Raw genomic sequence first — 13,565 nt, 5'->3', positions numbered from 1 at the left:
ACTCAGCTTTCCAGGGGTAGGCTCGCCCGATGAGCAAGTCCGACGACTACGACAACGAGCTCGTCCAGCTGCAGCTGGCCCTGATCGAGATGCAGAAGAAGGCCATCAAGGAGGGCTGGAAGATCCTGGCCGTCTTCGAGGGCCGCGACGCCGCCGGCAAGGACGGCACGATCGCCCGCATCGTCGAGCACCTGTCCAAGCGCGCCACCACGGTCGTGGCCCTGCCCAAGCCCACCGATCGCGAAGCCAGCGAGTGGTACTTCCAGCGCTATGTCGAATATCTGCCTGCCTGCGGCGAGGCGGTGCTGTTCAACCGCTCCTGGTACAACCGCGCCGGGGTCGAGCGCGTGATGGCCTTCTCGACGCCCAAGCAGCAGGAGCAGTTCCTGCGCGATGTCCCCGCCTTCGAACGGATGCTGGTCGAGAACGACACTCGCTACGTGAAGTTCTGGCTCGACATCAGCCGCGACGAACAGGCCAAGCGCCTGAAGGCTCGCCGCGAGGACCCGCTGAAGGCCTTCAAGACCAGCGACCTCGACAAGGTCGCCGAGGAGAAGTGGGGCGACTACACGGCCGCACGCGACGAGATGCTGATGCGCACCCACAGCGACGTCGCGCCGTGGATCTGCGTCCGCGCCGACCACAAGAAGGCCGCGCGGCTCAACGTCATCCGCTGGCTGCTGCACGCCGCCGGCGACAAGAAGATCGTCAAGGGCGTGGCCAAGCCAGATCCCGAAGTGATCTTCGCGTTCGAGCCCAGCGCGCTCGAGGACGGGCGGCTGGCGCGGTAGAGCGCCCCCTACGTCACGTCGCGTATCCGCTCCGCGCCACCTCCCCCGTTGCGCGGGTGAGGAGGAAGCCGCCTCCCTCCTGCCCCGCTTGCGGGGGAGGTGGATCGGCGCGCAGCGCCGAGACGGAGGGGGCGTTCCTAGCGCTTCTTCCGCGACGCGCGTTCCGCCGCCAGGGCCGCGTTCTGGGCGATGCGGTGACGGACGATGTCGGCGATCAGGTCCGGCGGCAGGGGCGCGTCCGGCTGGAAGCGGATCGTGCCCTTGGCCGTCTCGAAGCCCTTCAGGCGATCGGCGAACGCGGTGACCACAGCGCCCGGATAGAAGGCGCAGTGCTTCGCGGCCGCGCCGAAGTGCACGAGATTGCCGTTCAGCTTGAAGGTCGGCAGGCCATAGCTGATGGCCTCGACCGCCTCGGGCGCGACCGCGCGGATCTGGGCGCGGAGGGTCTCCAACGCCCCACGCTGCTCGGCCGGCAGCTTGGCGAGGTAGTCGTCGACGGACGCGGCGGGGGGCTTCATCATCGGTCGCTTCTCCCTGGAACGGGCCTAGGACGTTTGGCGAAGCTCCCCGCCGACAGCGCCTTCGATTATTTCGCGCCGTACAGCGCCATGACGTCCTTGCGGAACGCCGCGCCGCTGTCGGGACGGCTGTAGAACATGTGACCGCCCGGATAGTTGGACAGGGTCACGCGGCCATTGGCGGCGGCCGGCATGGCGTCGACCACCAGGCGCGAGGCGAAGAACGGGCACGACAGGTCGTTGTAGCCGTGGACGATCAGCACCTTCAGCTTGGGATCGACCGAGACGGCCTTGCGCAGGTCGGTGACCGACTCGGTGTCGGGGCCGCGTCCACGATCCCACAGACGGTTGACGGTTCCCGACAGCGCCTCGTAGCGCGCGTCCGGCTTCCAGCCGACGATCCGGGTGGTGAAGTCGACGATCGCGCTGGTGGTCGGCGCGATGATCGCGTCGAGGATCGGGTCGTTGACCTCCTGCTCGGGCGCGAACGGGAAGGGATCCAGCGAGGTGACGTTGCTGTCGTAGCGGCTGCCCAGGCGCCCCTTGTCACGGAACACCTCGCGCAGGAACGACTGGGTCTCCAGACGACCGCCGGCGCGGCGGACATAGGCCGGATCCAGACCGGTCATCGCCGAGACCTTGGCGGTCAGGCGGTCCAGGGCGGCGGGGTCCGAGCCCTTCATCAGGTCGACCATGTATTCGCCGCGCGTATAGTCCTCGACGGCCTTGATGGTCTCGGGGGTGAGCTTGCCGTCCCGTTCCAGCTTGGCCGCCGCGATCGAGGGCAGGGTCCACATGGAAGGCAGGGGCGAGATCTCCTGTGAGCTCCGGCCGGCGCTGGTCAGCAGCGGCGAGACCAGCACGACGCCCTTCACCGCGACGCCCAGATCGGTCTGCAGTTCATAGGCCAGTCGCGGGCCGCGGAAGCCGCCATAGCTCTCGCCCACCAGGTACTTGGGCGAGGTCAGACGCTCGGTCTTGACCAGATAGTCGAAGACGATCCGGGACAGGTACTCGATGTCCTGCTTGACGCCGTAGAAGCGCTTCTTGGTCTCCTCCTCGCCAACGAGCGAGCGCGAGAAGCCGGTGCCGACCGGATCGATGAACACCAGATCGGTGAAGTCCAGCCAGCTGGCGGGATTGTCTTCCAGCTTGGTGAAGGCCGAAGGACTGTCGCCCTCTGCGCCGAACTGCACGCGCTTGGGGCCCAGGGCGAAGTTCAGATAGACGCTGGCCGCGCCGGGGCCGCCGTTGAAGGCCACCGTGATCGGCCGGTTCGGATCGCGCGGACCATCCAGCACGTACGAGGTGTAGACCACCTCGGCGACCTTCTTGCCCTTCTCGTCGCGCACCGGCAGCACGCCGACGGTGGCGGTGTAGGCGATGGTCTTGCCGGCGATCACGGTGGTCTGCTTGACCGACTTGTCCGCCGGGAAGGCCGGCAGGTCGAGACCCGACTTCTCGGCGGCGGGCTTGTCGCCGCCCTTCTCCTGGGCCCAGGCCGGACCGGCCAGCCCCGCGCCCGTCAACACCAACGACGCCATCACGGCCGCGACACCCGCGCCGAAAATCTGTTTCATGTTCGTCCCCTCAACTGAGGACGAAATTGCTAGGACAAGCGGCGAATCTTCACAACCGCGCCAAAGCGTGGTGGCTTGCGGAAAAGAGGGAGACGCCGAGTATGGATGCGATCAGCGCCAAGGCGACACGAATCGCCGCCCTTGACGCGCCTGGCGATCGGGCTGGCGCAGGGGATCGCGCTTTTCCTGCTGCAGAAGGCCGACGAGTCCAAGGCCTGGCCGGCGACGGCCCCGATGCTCTACGCGCCGCTGCTGGTCTGCGCCCTGACCGTCCCGCTGATTCCCCTGTCGGCGCTCTCGGCCATGCGCCGGACCGCCCTGCTCGGCTGGAGCGCCGTGGCCGCCGCCCTGGTCGCGATCCTGGCGATCCACGCCGCCTGGGTCGGCGCGACGCCCGACCGCCTGGGCGCCGGACCGCTGTCGCCGCCGCTGTTCATCGCCGTGGCCGCCCTGCTGTTCATCGCCCATCACCTGATCCAGCCGGCCGAGGCGGCGGGCAAGCCCGTCGCGCCATACGCCGACTATTTCGACCTCGTCGGGACCAACGCCGTCCGCCTCTTTCTCTCGCTGGCCTTCACCGGCGCCTTCTGGCTGCTGCTGTTCCTGGCCGGCGCGCTCTTCAAGCTGATCGGCGTCGAGGCGATCCAGAAGCTGATCGGCGAGACCGCCTTCGCCTTCCCCGCCACCGGCCTGATGTTCGCCGCCGCCGTCCACATGGCCGTGCAGCTGACCGAGGCGCGGGCGGGCCTGGTGCGCGGCGTGCGAACGGTCGGCCTCGTCCTCCTGGCCTGGCTGCTGCCGCTGATGGTGACGATCGCCGGCGGCTTCCTGGCCACCCTGCCCTTCACGGGCCTGGCCCCGCTGTGGAGCACCAAGGCCGCCGCGTCCCTGCTGCTGTCGGCCGCCGCCGCCCTGATCGTCCTGATCAACGCCGCCTATCAGGACGGCCTCGAGCCGCCCAACGCGATCCTGCGCTGGGCCGCGCGGGCCGCGAGCCTGCTGCTGATCCCCATCGTCATCCTGACCGCCTACGCCCTGTGGCTGCGGATCCACCAATACGGCCTGACGCCCGACCGGGTGATGGCCACGACCTACCTGATCGTCGCGACCGGGTTCACCGTCGGCTACACCCTGGCGGCCCTGCGCTCGGCGACCTGGATGAAGCCGCTGGAGCGGACCAACCTGGTCATGGCCGCCGTCTCGGTTCTCCTGCTGATCGCGCTCTTCACCCCGATCGCCGACCCGGCGCGGCTGTCGGTGGCCAGCCAGGTCAAGCGGCTGGAGTCTGGCAAGGTCTCGGCCGAGAAGTTCGACTTCCAGTTCCTGCGCTTCGACAGCGGGCGATATGGACGATTGGCTCTAGAGCGGCTGAGGGTCAGCCGGGATCCAGAGATCGCGCGCTTGGCGGCCAAGGCCGACGCGGCTAACGAAAAGGCCGCGACGCCGGCCAACACTGGCCCGGACTTCGCGCATATGGCCGTCTACCCGGCCGGTAAGACCCTGCCGGCGAGTTTCCGCCAGCAAGACTGGAGCCTCCACGGCGCAGATTCCACCTGCACCTACACGCGCATGCGCTGCTCGGCCCTGGTGATCGACATCGATGGCGACGGGACCGACGAGGTGCTTCTGGCCAGCGGCGCGACCTTCGACGTCTTCAAGCTCAGCGCTGATGGCTGGCGCCGGGTCGCCCAGGCGAGCGGCGTCTGCCCCGGCGCCGACATCGACGCGGCTCTGGAGGCCGGTCAGGTGACCATGTCGGAGCCTACGGCGCGTCGCGACATCCTCGTCGGCGGCCAACGCCTATCGGTGGTCCCGGCGGGCGAAGGCTGCAGGGCGCCCCCGCCCCCGCTTCGCGACGGCTTGGTCAAGCTGCCCTAAACCACGCCCTCACTGATCGCGTTGAGCCGCGCATAGACGCCGCCCTTGGCCTTCAGCTGGTCGTGGCGGCCTTCCTCGACGACGCGGCCCTTTTGGAACACGAGGATCCGGTCGGCGCCGCGCACCGTCGACAGGCGGTGGGCGATGACGATCGTCGTGCGACCCTCCATCAGCGCCTCGGCGGCGGCCTGCACCAGGCCCTCGGTCTCGACGTCCAGCGACGAGGTCGCCTCGTCCAGAACGAGGATCGGCGCGTCCGCCAGGAAGGCGCGGGCGATGGCCACGCGCTGGCGCTCGCCGCCCGACAGCTTGACGCCGCGCTCGCCGACCAGGGTGTCATAGCCCTGGGGCAGCTTCAGGATGAAGTCGTGGGCGCGGGCCTTCTTGGCGGCCGCCTCGACCTCCTCGCGGGTCGCGCCGGGCTTGGCGTAGGCGATGTTCTCGTACAGCGAGCGGTGGAACAGGGCGGGGTCCTGCGGCACCACCGCGATGGCGCGGCGCAGGGAGGTCTGGGTGACCTGCGACACGTCTTGGCCGTCGATGAAGATCGCCCCGTCCTGCAGATCGTGCAGGCGTTGGATCAACTTGACGAACGTCGACTTGCCCGAGCCCGTCGGCCCGACCAACGCCACCCGCTCGCCGGGCGCGATCTTCAGGGAGAAGTGGTCGTACAGCGGCGCGCCCGCGGCCTTGTAGCGGAAGGTCACGTTCTGGAACGCGATCGCGCCGGGGCCCGGCTTGAAGTCGGGCGCACCGGGCGCGTCGGCGATCTGGGGCTCAAGACGCGTCCAGGCCGCGACGTCCTCGGTGTCGTCGAGACCCTTCTGCAGCATGCGGATGTTCTCGCCCAGGTTCCGCAGATAGCCGCTCATCAGCATGAAGGCGGTGATGGCGAAGGCCACGTCGCCGGGCGTGGCCGTGCCCTGCGTCCAGCCCCAGACCATCGCGCCCGTCAGGCCCGCCTGCAGCACGACGAGCAGCAGGTTCTGACCCAGCCACACATCGGTGAAACGGTTCCAGGTGACCATCACCGCCTCGCGCCAGGCGGCGGTGACCTCGGCGAGGCGCTGGGCCTCGCGCTGCTCGGCGCCGAAGCTCTTGACGGTGGGGTTGGAGGTCACGGCGTCCGCCAGGGCGCCGCCGATCTGGGAGTCGAAAGCGTTGGACCTCAGGTTGCTGGGCCGCACGTAGCGCTCGGTGACCCACAGGTTCACCGACAGGTAGGCGATCACCACGACCAGCGAGATCCCGCCGGCCAGCGGCTGGCGGATCAGCATGGCGATCGACAGGCCGACCAGCACGATGACGCCCGGTCCCAGCCAGATCGTCACCGCGTCGGTGACGCTGTCATAGCCCCACATGGCGCGGGTCAGCTTGCGCACCGTCGCGCCGGCGAAGCTGTCGGCGTGCCAGTCCGACGAGAAGGCCTGCACCTTGGCGAAGCTCTCGTTGGTCATCTCCTCCATGTTCCGGGCCGCCAGCGGGATCCAGAACCGGTGGGCGATGTTCCGCACCACCGCGAAGGCAAAATAGACGCCGACGAACATCGCCAGCGCCGACCAGGCCCCGGCGTCGCCGCGCGGCTTGGTGGCGACGGTGTCGACGAGGTGTCCCGAGGCGTAGGGCAGCGCCAGATCGAAGCCGACCGCCACCAGCGTCAGGCCGACGCCCAGGCCGAACAGCAGCGGCCGCCGCTTCCAGAAGCGGGCGATGAAGGCCAGCACCTGGCGGTTGGACAGCGCGCGCTTCTTGGCGCCGATTTCGTCTTCGTCCTCGAATAGGTCGGTCATGGTGTCGGGTAGATAGGGGCTTTCGCCGCGCCGCGCGACCCGTCAGCCGCGCCGCTTGCGCTTTCGCCCGCCCCCGAACGGCCGCCAGCGCAGGAACCAGATGATCGCCGGCCCCACGATCGGGACGCGCAGCATCGGACGCACAGCGTGGGGGCGGGTCTTGAGGAAGCAAAGGACCGCGCCGATCCAGAACACGGTGGTCGGCATATAGGGCACGACAAGCCCCACGCCGCCGGTGGCGAACAGCAACCCGCCAAGACCATCCAGAAGACGGCGCTCCGTGCGGGTAAGGTCACGGCGCGGTTTTCGGACGGGTGTGGCGGTCATGCGAAGGTCACGTTGTTCAAGACCCAACGCTAGCGCGGGCGGAGCATCGGTCAAACCCCGGAGGCGTCATGATGGCCCAACTTGTCCTGCCCAAGGGGCGCACCGCCCTGCTGCTGATCGATCCTTACAACGATTTCCTGGCGGACGAGGGCAAGCTCTGGCGTCGCGTGGCCGAAACCCAGGCCGCCGACGGTTTGCACGGCCACATGAAGGCGGTGATCGCCGCCGCCCGCGCGGCCGGGGTCACGGTGTTCGTCGTGCCGCACCATCGCTACGCGCCGGGTGATCTGGACACCTGGGAGCATCCCAACCCCTACATCCAGGCCAGCGCCCGGGGGCTGGTGTTCGAGAAGGGCGGCTGGGGCGGCGAGTGGCATCCCGACTTCGCCCCGCTGCCGGGCGACGTGATCGTCGGAGAGCACTGGTCCAGCGGGTTCTCCGGCACCGATCTCGACATGCGCCTGAAGCAGCGCGGCGCCACCCACCTGATCCTGATCGGCCTCGCGGCCAACACCTGCGTCGAGGGGACGGGCCGCTCGGCCTCGGAGTTGGGTTATCACGTCACCCTGGTGCGCGACGCCACCGCCGCCTTCAGCGACGAAGCCATGCACGCCGCCCACGACATCAATGGCCCTACCTACGCCCATGCGATCGTGACCAGCGCCGAGGTGGTCGAAGCGCTGGAAGGGCTGTCCTAGCCGTCTCCCGGCGAGTCCGCCGGGAGACGCGGGCCGAGGGGCGCTAGAACGCTTCCGCGACCCCGCCCACGCGACGGGGCGGGCGGCGGCTCATTCCTCGGCGCACCCTCGGCCCGAACTTCGTCGCCGAGGTTAGTCGGGCGACCATGCCGTGGTCGCCCGCCAGCGCGAAAAGCTTGCCGGCGATGGTCCACAGCCGGGTGGTGACCGGGTGTGGGAGCACGATCCCGGCCCCGACGCCCGCGAGCAGCAGGCTCCAGCCGGACAGGCGGATGGCGGCGGTGGTCATGTCGACTCTCCTATTCAGCGGCGATGGCGATGTCGGCGATCGAGACGCCCACGCGTTGGGCGACGCCCGCGGCGTAGGCCGGGTCGGCCCGGTGGAAGTGGACCAGCTGGCGCTTGATGATCGCCTCGGGCACGCCCTGCATGGCCGCGGCGATGTTGTCGAACAGCTGGGTCTGCTGCTCGGGGCTCATCAGGCGGAACAGGGCGCCGGGCTGGCTGTAGTCGTCATTGCCGTCCCGGTGGTTGAAGCGGTCGGCGTCGCCGTGCAGCGGCAGCGGCGGCTCGGCCACGGACGGATCCTCGACCGGCCCGCCGAAGCTGTTGGGCTCGTACCAGGCGTCGGTGCGCGGCGGGCTGTCGAAGCGCATCGCGCCGTCGGCGTGGTAGTGATGCACCGGGCAGCGCGGGCGGTTCACCGGCAGGGCCTCGTAGTGCGTGCCGATCCGGTACCGGTGGGCGTCGGCATAGGCGAAGATCCGCGCCTGCAGCACCTTGTCCGGCGAGAAGCCGATCCCCGGGACGATGTTCGACGGCGAGAACGAGCTCTGCTCGACCTCGGCGAAGTAGTTGTCCGGGTTGCGGTTCAGCTCCAGCACGCCGACCTCTATCAGCGGGAACTCGCCGTGCGGCCAGACCTTGGTCAGGTCGAACGGGTTGTACGACGTCCGCTCGGCCTGCTCCTCCGTCATGATCTGGACCGAGAAGGTCCAGCGCGGATGGTCGCCACGCTCAATGGCTTCGAAGAGGTCGCGCTGGGCGCTCTCGCGGTCATTGGCGATGACCGCATTGCCCTCGGCGTTGGTCCAGTTCTTGATCCCCTGCTGGGACTTGAAGTGGAACTTGACCCAGACGCGCTCGTTGGCGGCGTTGATGAAGCTGTAGGTGTGGCTGCCGAAGCCGTGCATGAACCGGTAGCTCTGCGGCAGGCCGCGATCGCTGAACAGGGTCGTGACCTGGTGCAGACTCTCTGGGCTCAGGCTCCAGAAATCCCACATCGCCGTCGGCGAGCGCAGGTTGGTCACCGGATGGCGCTTCTGGGTGCGGATGAAGTCGGGGAACTTCAGCGGGTCGCGGATGAAGAACACCGGCGTGTTGTTGCCCACCAGGTCCCAGTTGCCCTCCTCGGTGTAGACCTTCAGGGCGAAGCCGCGCACGTCGCGCTCGGCGTCGGCCGCGCCGCGTTCGCCGGCCACGGTCGAGAAGCGCAGCAGGACCTCGCTCTCGGCGCCCGGCTGCAAGGCCTTGGCCTTGGTCCAGCGGCTGATGTCCTGGGTGATCTTCAGCGTGCCGTAGGCCGCCGAGCCCTTGGCGTGGACGACGCGCTCGGGGACGCGCTCGCGGTTCTGGTGGGCCAGCTTTTCCAGCAGTTGGTAGTCCTGCATCAGCAGCGGACCGCGCGGACCGGCGCTGATCGAATTCTGGTTGTCCGCGATCGGCGCGCCGGCCGTCGTCGTCATGGTCGTCTTGGTCATGGCTGCCTCCGCCGTTTCATGAGCGAACCTTGGCCGCCGGGCCGAGATAAATCCAATTGATCGTTTTTCTCGGCAGGATTGGATTTATCTATGTCCGCATCAGCAAGCATGGTCGATTGGCCGCCGCCAAGCTTGAACATTATGGCCGCTCTTTTCCGCTTACGCGGGCGCGGGTAAGCCTGCCGGCATGAACACGCACGCCATCCTGCCCGACGCCGCGGCGACGAACTGGGTCGACCGCTACGCGCCCGAACGGTTGCGGCCGTGGCTGAAGCTCGGACGCTTCGACCGGCCGGCCGGAATCTGGCTGCTGATGCTGCCGGGCTGGCAGGGCGTCGCCCTCGCCGCCGCCGAGCAGGGTCGTTGGCCTAACCCGCTGCTGCTGCTGGCCGTCTTCGTCGGCGCGGCGCTGATGCGGGCGGCGGGTTGCGCCTTCAACGACATCGTCGACCGCGACTTCGACGCCCAGGTGGCCCGCACCGCGATGCGCCCGATCCCGGCCGGACTGATCAGCGTCAAGCAGGCCTGGGGTTTCCTGATCGGCTGTAGCCTGGTCAGCTTCCTGATCCTGGTCTGCCTGGGCTGGACCGCGATCCTGCTCGGCGTGCTGTCCCTGGGCCTGGTCGCGGCCTATCCGTTCATGAAGCGGATCACCTGGTGGCCGCAGGCTTGGCTAGGCCTGACCTTCAATTGGGGCGCCTTGCTGGGCTACGCCGCCGCGGTCGGGCACCTGTCCTGGTCGGCCGCCCTGCTCTACGGCGCGGGGATCTTCTGGACCCTGGGCTACGACACGATCTACGCGATCCAGGACATCGAGGACGACGCCCTGGCCGGCATCAAGTCCTCGACCCGGCGCCTGGGCCGGCACGTGAAGCTGGGCGTCGCCGGCTTCTACGTCGTGTCGACGGTCCTCGTGATCGCGGCGGCCTGGGTCGGCGGCCTGGGTCCGCTGTTCCTACCCTTCGCCGGCGCCTTCGCCCTGCACCTGTCGCGCCAGGCCGCCGCCGTGCGGCTGGACGATGGCGCCGGCGCCCTGAAGCTGTTCAAGTCGAACGCCGTGGCGGGATTGCTGGTGGTGGTGGGCCTGGTGGCGGGGCTCTGGAAGCCGGGCGTGAGCTTCTAGAACGGCCCCTGGCGGTAGACCCGGTCCATCACCTGGTTCAGCTCGACCAGCCGCCGATCATAGCTTCTCGCCAGGCAGGCCCGGTTCGCGCCGCAGGCGTGGCGGCTCTTCAGCCAGGCGCGCTGGTCGCCGATGATCGCGTCGCGCCCGCCCATCGGCACGAGGTGGCGGGTGATGCCGTACAGCTGATCGACGCGGACATCCTGGTCGTTCAGCGAGCGGTTGGCGCAGATGGCCCGCTCGTCGGCGGCCCGCGCCTTGCCGCAGTCGAAGCTGGCGGCGGCGGCGGGCGTCGCGGCGGCGGCCGCCAGGACGAGGGCGGTGAGCAGGCGACGCATCGAAACCTCCAGAACTCATGACGCAGGGTCATCCTGTCGGGCCTAAGCTGAATGTGCGATGATCGGTTCCATGGCCGTCGCGACCCGCGTCAAACCGCAGGACCTGTTCACGCCCGAGGAATGGACGCGGATCTCCGCGCGCTCGTCCTGGCGCGGGATCGCCCTGGTGGCCCACGCCTGGGCGGTGATCGTCGCGGCCGGGGCGCTGTTCGTGCTGTTCCCCAACCCGCTGACCTACGTCCTCGCCGTGATGCTGATCGGCGCGCGGCAGCTAGGGCTGGCGATCCTGATGCACGAGGCCGCCCACGGCGGGCTGCACCCCAATCTGAAGGTCAATGATTGGCTGGGCGAGTGGCTGTGCGCCGCCCCGATCGGCGCTTCGCTCGAGCGATATCGCCCCTATCACCTGACCCACCACAAGTACGCCCAGCAGGCCGAGGATCCGGACCTCGTGCTGTCGGCCCCCTTCCCCACGACCCGGGTCTCGCTCCGCCGAAAGATGGTCCGCGACCTGACCGGCCAGACCTTCTTCAAGCAGCGCTTCGGGCCGCTGCTGGGCAAGGCCAAGGGCGATACGCCGAGGGGCGCGATCGTGGCCGGCGAAGTCGCGCGGCAGGCGCCGTTCCTGCTGTGGAACCTCGGGCTGCTGGTCGTGCTCTCGGCGCTCGGGTTGTGGTGGGCGTGGCTGGCGCTGTGGATCGTGCCGATGGCCACCTGGTTTCCGCTGGTCACTCGCCTGCGCAACATCGCCGAGCACGCCCTGGTGGCCAGGGACGAGCCGGACCCGTTCCGCCACGCCCGCACCACCCGCGCCAACTGGGTCGAGCGCGCCCTGATCGCGCCTTACCACGTCAACTTCCACGCCGAGCACCACATGTTCATGCACACCCCGTGCTGGAACCTGCCCCTGGCGCACCGGCTGCTGGAGCAGAAGGGTATGACCGAGCGCATGCTGACCGCGCCAGGCTATCTGTCGGTGTTGAAGGCCGCGTCGAGCAAAGCGGTCGCGGCCTGAGGTTGGGCGTGCTCTAACGCCGTCCATGATCGTCCAGACCCTGGAAGGCCGCCGCGCTTTCATCCGCGAGAACACGCGCCTCCAGGCGCCGCCGCATACGCCCGAACTGCGGCTGCACCTCGCCGACGAGATCACGCCGATCTGGAAGCTGACCGAGGAGGCTCTCGAAGAGATCGGCCTGCCGCCGCCGTTCTGGGCCTTCGCCTGGGCGGGCGGCCAGGCCCTGGCGCGCTACATCCTCGACCATCCCGAGATCGTCGCCGGCAAGCGGGTGATCGACTTCGCCACCGGTTCGGGCATCGTCGCGGTCGCCGCGATGAGGGCGGGCGCCCAAAGCGTGCTTGCGGCCGACATCGACATCTTCTGCGAGGCGGCCGTGGGCCTGAACGCCGACGCCAACGACGTCGAGATCGCCTTCACCGACCAGAACCTGCTGGACGCTCCGCCGCCCCCAGCGGACGTGCTGCTGGCCGGCGACATCTGCTACGAGCGGCCGATGGCGGAGGCGGTGATGGCCTGGCTGGAACGGGGGCGCGAGGCGGGCGCCAGCGTGCTGATCGGCGATCCCGGCCGGACCTACTTCCCCAAGGACGGCCTCGAGAAGCTGGCCGAGTACCAGGTTCCCACGACCCGCGAACTCGAAGACCTGGCGGTCAAGCGCACCAGCGTCTGGACTCTGCCCTGAGCGGCCGATAAGAACATTTGCAGAACATCACTATCGGAGTGCGCCATGCGCGAAGACGGCAAGATCGACTATATCGAGTGGCCCGCCGGCGACCTGCCCGCGACCAAGAGCTTCTATTCCGAGGCGTTCGGCTGGCGGTTCGTCGACTACGGCCCTGACTACGCCGCCTTCGAGGGCGAAGGCGCGGACGGCGGCTTCGCCAAGCCGCAGGAGGGCTCCAGCGACCGGCCGCTGGTCGTCCTGTACGCCCACGATCTCGAGGCCATGCTGGACAAGGTCGTGAAGGCCGGCGGGACGATCACCGCCCCGATCTTCGAGTTCCCCGGCGGACGCCGCTTCCACTTCACCGATCCGTCCGGCAACGAACTGGGCGTCTGGAGCGCCACGGGCGTCGAATAGGCGAGCGCGGCGAATCGCGATCGGTTCGCCGCCTCTGCTTTCCGAGGGGGATGACATGCGGGCATGGGCTTTGGCGCTGATCGGGGCGGCTTCGATCGGGACGAGCGGCGTCGCGCGCGCCGAGGATCCGCCGCCGGCGCCGATCCCCGCGTCGGTGAAGGCCCTGGAAGGCTGCTGGCGGGGAACCGGCGAGGTCATGGGCAAGCCGGTCGAGATGGTTCTGACCGTCCGGCCCGCCGGGCTCGGAACCTTGATCACCGTCGACGCCGACAGCCGCGCCAAGGCCGATCCGGCCGACCGCTACGCCGCCCACCTTGTGCTGGCCGGTCGCGGTCCCGCGCCCAAGGACGGGCCGGCGACGGGCGTCTCCGGGTTCTGGGCCGACAGCTTCGGCGGCGACTTCACCGCCGTCGGCAAGGGCGAGGCGGTCCCGGGCGGCTTCGACGTCACCTACCCCTATCCCGACGCCGCCTTCGTCAACCGCTGGCGGCTGGACGGCGGCAAGCTGTCCTGGACCATCGTCGCCCAGTCGGGCGGCAAGGACGCGCCGTTCGCCGCCTACGCCCTGATCCGCGCGGCCTGCCCGGCCAAGCTGGGCTAGGCGCCGCCCGCATCAAACCGTCACAGAGCCTCGCTACTGTCCGCCTCCTGACGATTGGGGAC

General features: G+C 69.0%; 16 protein-coding genes and 1 pseudogene. 9 read left to right on the top strand and 8 right to left on the bottom strand.

What is annotated here, in order from left to right; genetic code table 11:
• Positions 1 to 29: 29 nt before the first annotated feature.
• The gene (gene ppk2, locus CSEG_RS01405; protein WP_013077466.1) at positions 30 to 791 is read left to right on the top strand and encodes a polyphosphate kinase 2; all 762 of its coding nucleotides are present in this window, start codon (positions 30 to 32) and stop codon (positions 789 to 791) included.
• Positions 791 to 932 (top strand): annotated as a pseudogene (locus CSEG_RS23665) (hypothetical protein); the annotation flags it as partial. The gene ppk2 and the pseudogene CSEG_RS23665, both read left to right, overlap by 1 nt.
• Here CSEG_RS23665 and CSEG_RS01400 read toward each other — a convergent pair.
• Positions 929 to 1,312 (bottom strand): iron chaperone, encoded by a 384-nt coding sequence (locus tag CSEG_RS01400; protein WP_013077465.1) that lies wholly within the window; start codon positions 1,310 to 1,312, stop codon positions 929 to 931. The pseudogene CSEG_RS23665 and the gene CSEG_RS01400 overlap by 4 nt on opposite strands.
• Positions 1,313 to 1,377: 65 nt before the next feature.
• A complete protein-coding gene (locus tag CSEG_RS01395; RefSeq protein WP_013077464.1) occupies positions 1,378 to 2,889 on the bottom strand; it encodes a S10 family peptidase in 1,512 nt (503 codons plus the stop codon).
• 141 nt (positions 2,890 to 3,030) lie between these two features.
• Between CSEG_RS01395 and CSEG_RS01390 the strand changes: the two genes are divergently transcribed.
• Positions 3,031 to 4,767, top strand: coding sequence for a DUF4153 domain-containing protein (locus CSEG_RS01390; protein ID WP_041538140.1), 1,737 nt, complete (start codon positions 3,031 to 3,033; stop codon positions 4,765 to 4,767).
• On the opposite strand, the gene CSEG_RS01385 is transcribed toward CSEG_RS01390, so the two are convergent.
• Both CSEG_RS01385 and CSEG_RS01380 read right to left on the bottom strand, forming a co-directional pair.
• Positions 4,764 to 6,557, bottom strand: a complete 1,794-nt coding sequence (locus CSEG_RS01385; RefSeq protein WP_013077462.1) for an ABC transporter ATP-binding protein — start codon at positions 6,555 to 6,557, stop codon at positions 4,764 to 4,766. The two genes, CSEG_RS01390 and CSEG_RS01385, sit on opposite strands and share 4 nt — an antisense overlap.
• Before the next feature lie 42 nt (positions 6,558 to 6,599).
• Entirely contained in the window at positions 6,600 to 6,884 is a 285-nt protein-coding gene (locus CSEG_RS01380; RefSeq protein ID WP_013077461.1) for a DUF454 family protein, read from the bottom strand.
• Positions 6,885 to 6,952: 68 nt separating this feature from the next.
• Here CSEG_RS01380 and CSEG_RS01375 point away from each other — a divergent pair, with 68 nt between their 5' ends.
• Positions 6,953 to 7,582, top strand: coding sequence for a cysteine hydrolase family protein (locus CSEG_RS01375; RefSeq protein WP_227878873.1), 630 nt, complete (start codon positions 6,953 to 6,955; stop codon positions 7,580 to 7,582).
• 43 nt (positions 7,583 to 7,625) lie between these two features.
• On the opposite strand, the gene CSEG_RS01370 is transcribed toward CSEG_RS01375, so the two are convergent.
• The 3 genes from CSEG_RS01370 to CSEG_RS22390 are packed head-to-tail and all read right to left on the bottom strand — an operon-like array spanning position 7,626 to position 9,482.
• A complete protein-coding gene (locus tag CSEG_RS01370) occupies positions 7,626 to 7,871 on the bottom strand; it encodes a hypothetical protein (RefSeq protein WP_013077459.1) in 246 nt (81 codons plus the stop codon).
• Between the two features lie 10 nt (positions 7,872 to 7,881).
• Positions 7,882 to 9,342: a catalase gene (locus CSEG_RS01365; protein ID WP_013077458.1), complete on the bottom strand. Its 1,461-nt coding sequence runs from the start codon at positions 9,340 to 9,342 to the stop codon at positions 7,882 to 7,884.
• A complete protein-coding gene (locus CSEG_RS22390) occupies positions 9,339 to 9,482 on the bottom strand; it encodes a hypothetical protein (RefSeq protein WP_157038958.1) in 144 nt (47 codons plus the stop codon). Before CSEG_RS22390 ends, CSEG_RS01365 begins: the two co-directional genes overlap by 4 nt.
• A 47-nt stretch (positions 9,483 to 9,529) precedes the next feature.
• Between CSEG_RS22390 and ubiA the strand changes: the two genes are divergently transcribed.
• Entirely contained in the window at positions 9,530 to 10,465 is a 936-nt protein-coding gene (ubiA, locus tag CSEG_RS01360; RefSeq protein ID WP_013077457.1) for a 4-hydroxybenzoate octaprenyltransferase, read from the top strand.
• Here the strand turns inward: ubiA and CSEG_RS01355 are convergent.
• Positions 10,462 to 10,803 carry a lysozyme inhibitor LprI family protein gene (locus tag CSEG_RS01355; protein ID WP_013077456.1) on the bottom strand — a complete coding sequence of 114 codons (342 nt, stop codon included), beginning with the start codon at positions 10,801 to 10,803 and terminating at the stop codon, positions 10,462 to 10,464. The genes ubiA and CSEG_RS01355 overlap by 4 nt on opposite strands.
• Positions 10,804 to 10,873: 70 nt before the next feature.
• Here CSEG_RS01355 and CSEG_RS01350 point away from each other — a divergent pair, with 70 nt between their 5' ends.
• Genes CSEG_RS01350 through CSEG_RS01335 form a run of 4 tightly spaced genes read left to right on the top strand, consistent with a single transcriptional unit; the run spans position 10,874 to position 13,503 of the window.
• Positions 10,874 to 11,818 (top strand): fatty acid desaturase family protein, encoded by a 945-nt coding sequence (locus CSEG_RS01350; protein ID WP_013077455.1) that lies wholly within the window; start codon positions 10,874 to 10,876, stop codon positions 11,816 to 11,818.
• Between the two features lie 25 nt (positions 11,819 to 11,843).
• Positions 11,844 to 12,503 (top strand): class I SAM-dependent methyltransferase, encoded by a 660-nt coding sequence (locus CSEG_RS01345; RefSeq protein WP_013077454.1) that lies wholly within the window; start codon positions 11,844 to 11,846, stop codon positions 12,501 to 12,503.
• Positions 12,504 to 12,548: 45 nt separating this feature from the next.
• Entirely contained in the window at positions 12,549 to 12,902 is a 354-nt protein-coding gene (locus tag CSEG_RS01340) for a VOC family protein (protein WP_013077453.1), read from the top strand.
• A 55-nt stretch (positions 12,903 to 12,957) separates the two neighbouring features.
• A complete protein-coding gene (locus CSEG_RS01335) occupies positions 12,958 to 13,503 on the top strand; it encodes a hypothetical protein (RefSeq protein WP_013077452.1) in 546 nt (181 codons plus the stop codon).
• The last annotated feature ends 62 nt before the right edge of the window (positions 13,504 to 13,565 follow it).

The sequence above is a fragment of the Caulobacter segnis ATCC 21756 genome (assembly GCF_000092285.1).
Classification (GTDB): Bacteria; Pseudomonadota; Alphaproteobacteria; order Caulobacterales; family Caulobacteraceae; genus Caulobacter; species Caulobacter segnis.
The sequence above is the reverse complement of the archived record's forward strand: the minus strand, read 5'-3'. Positions and strand labels throughout refer to the sequence as shown.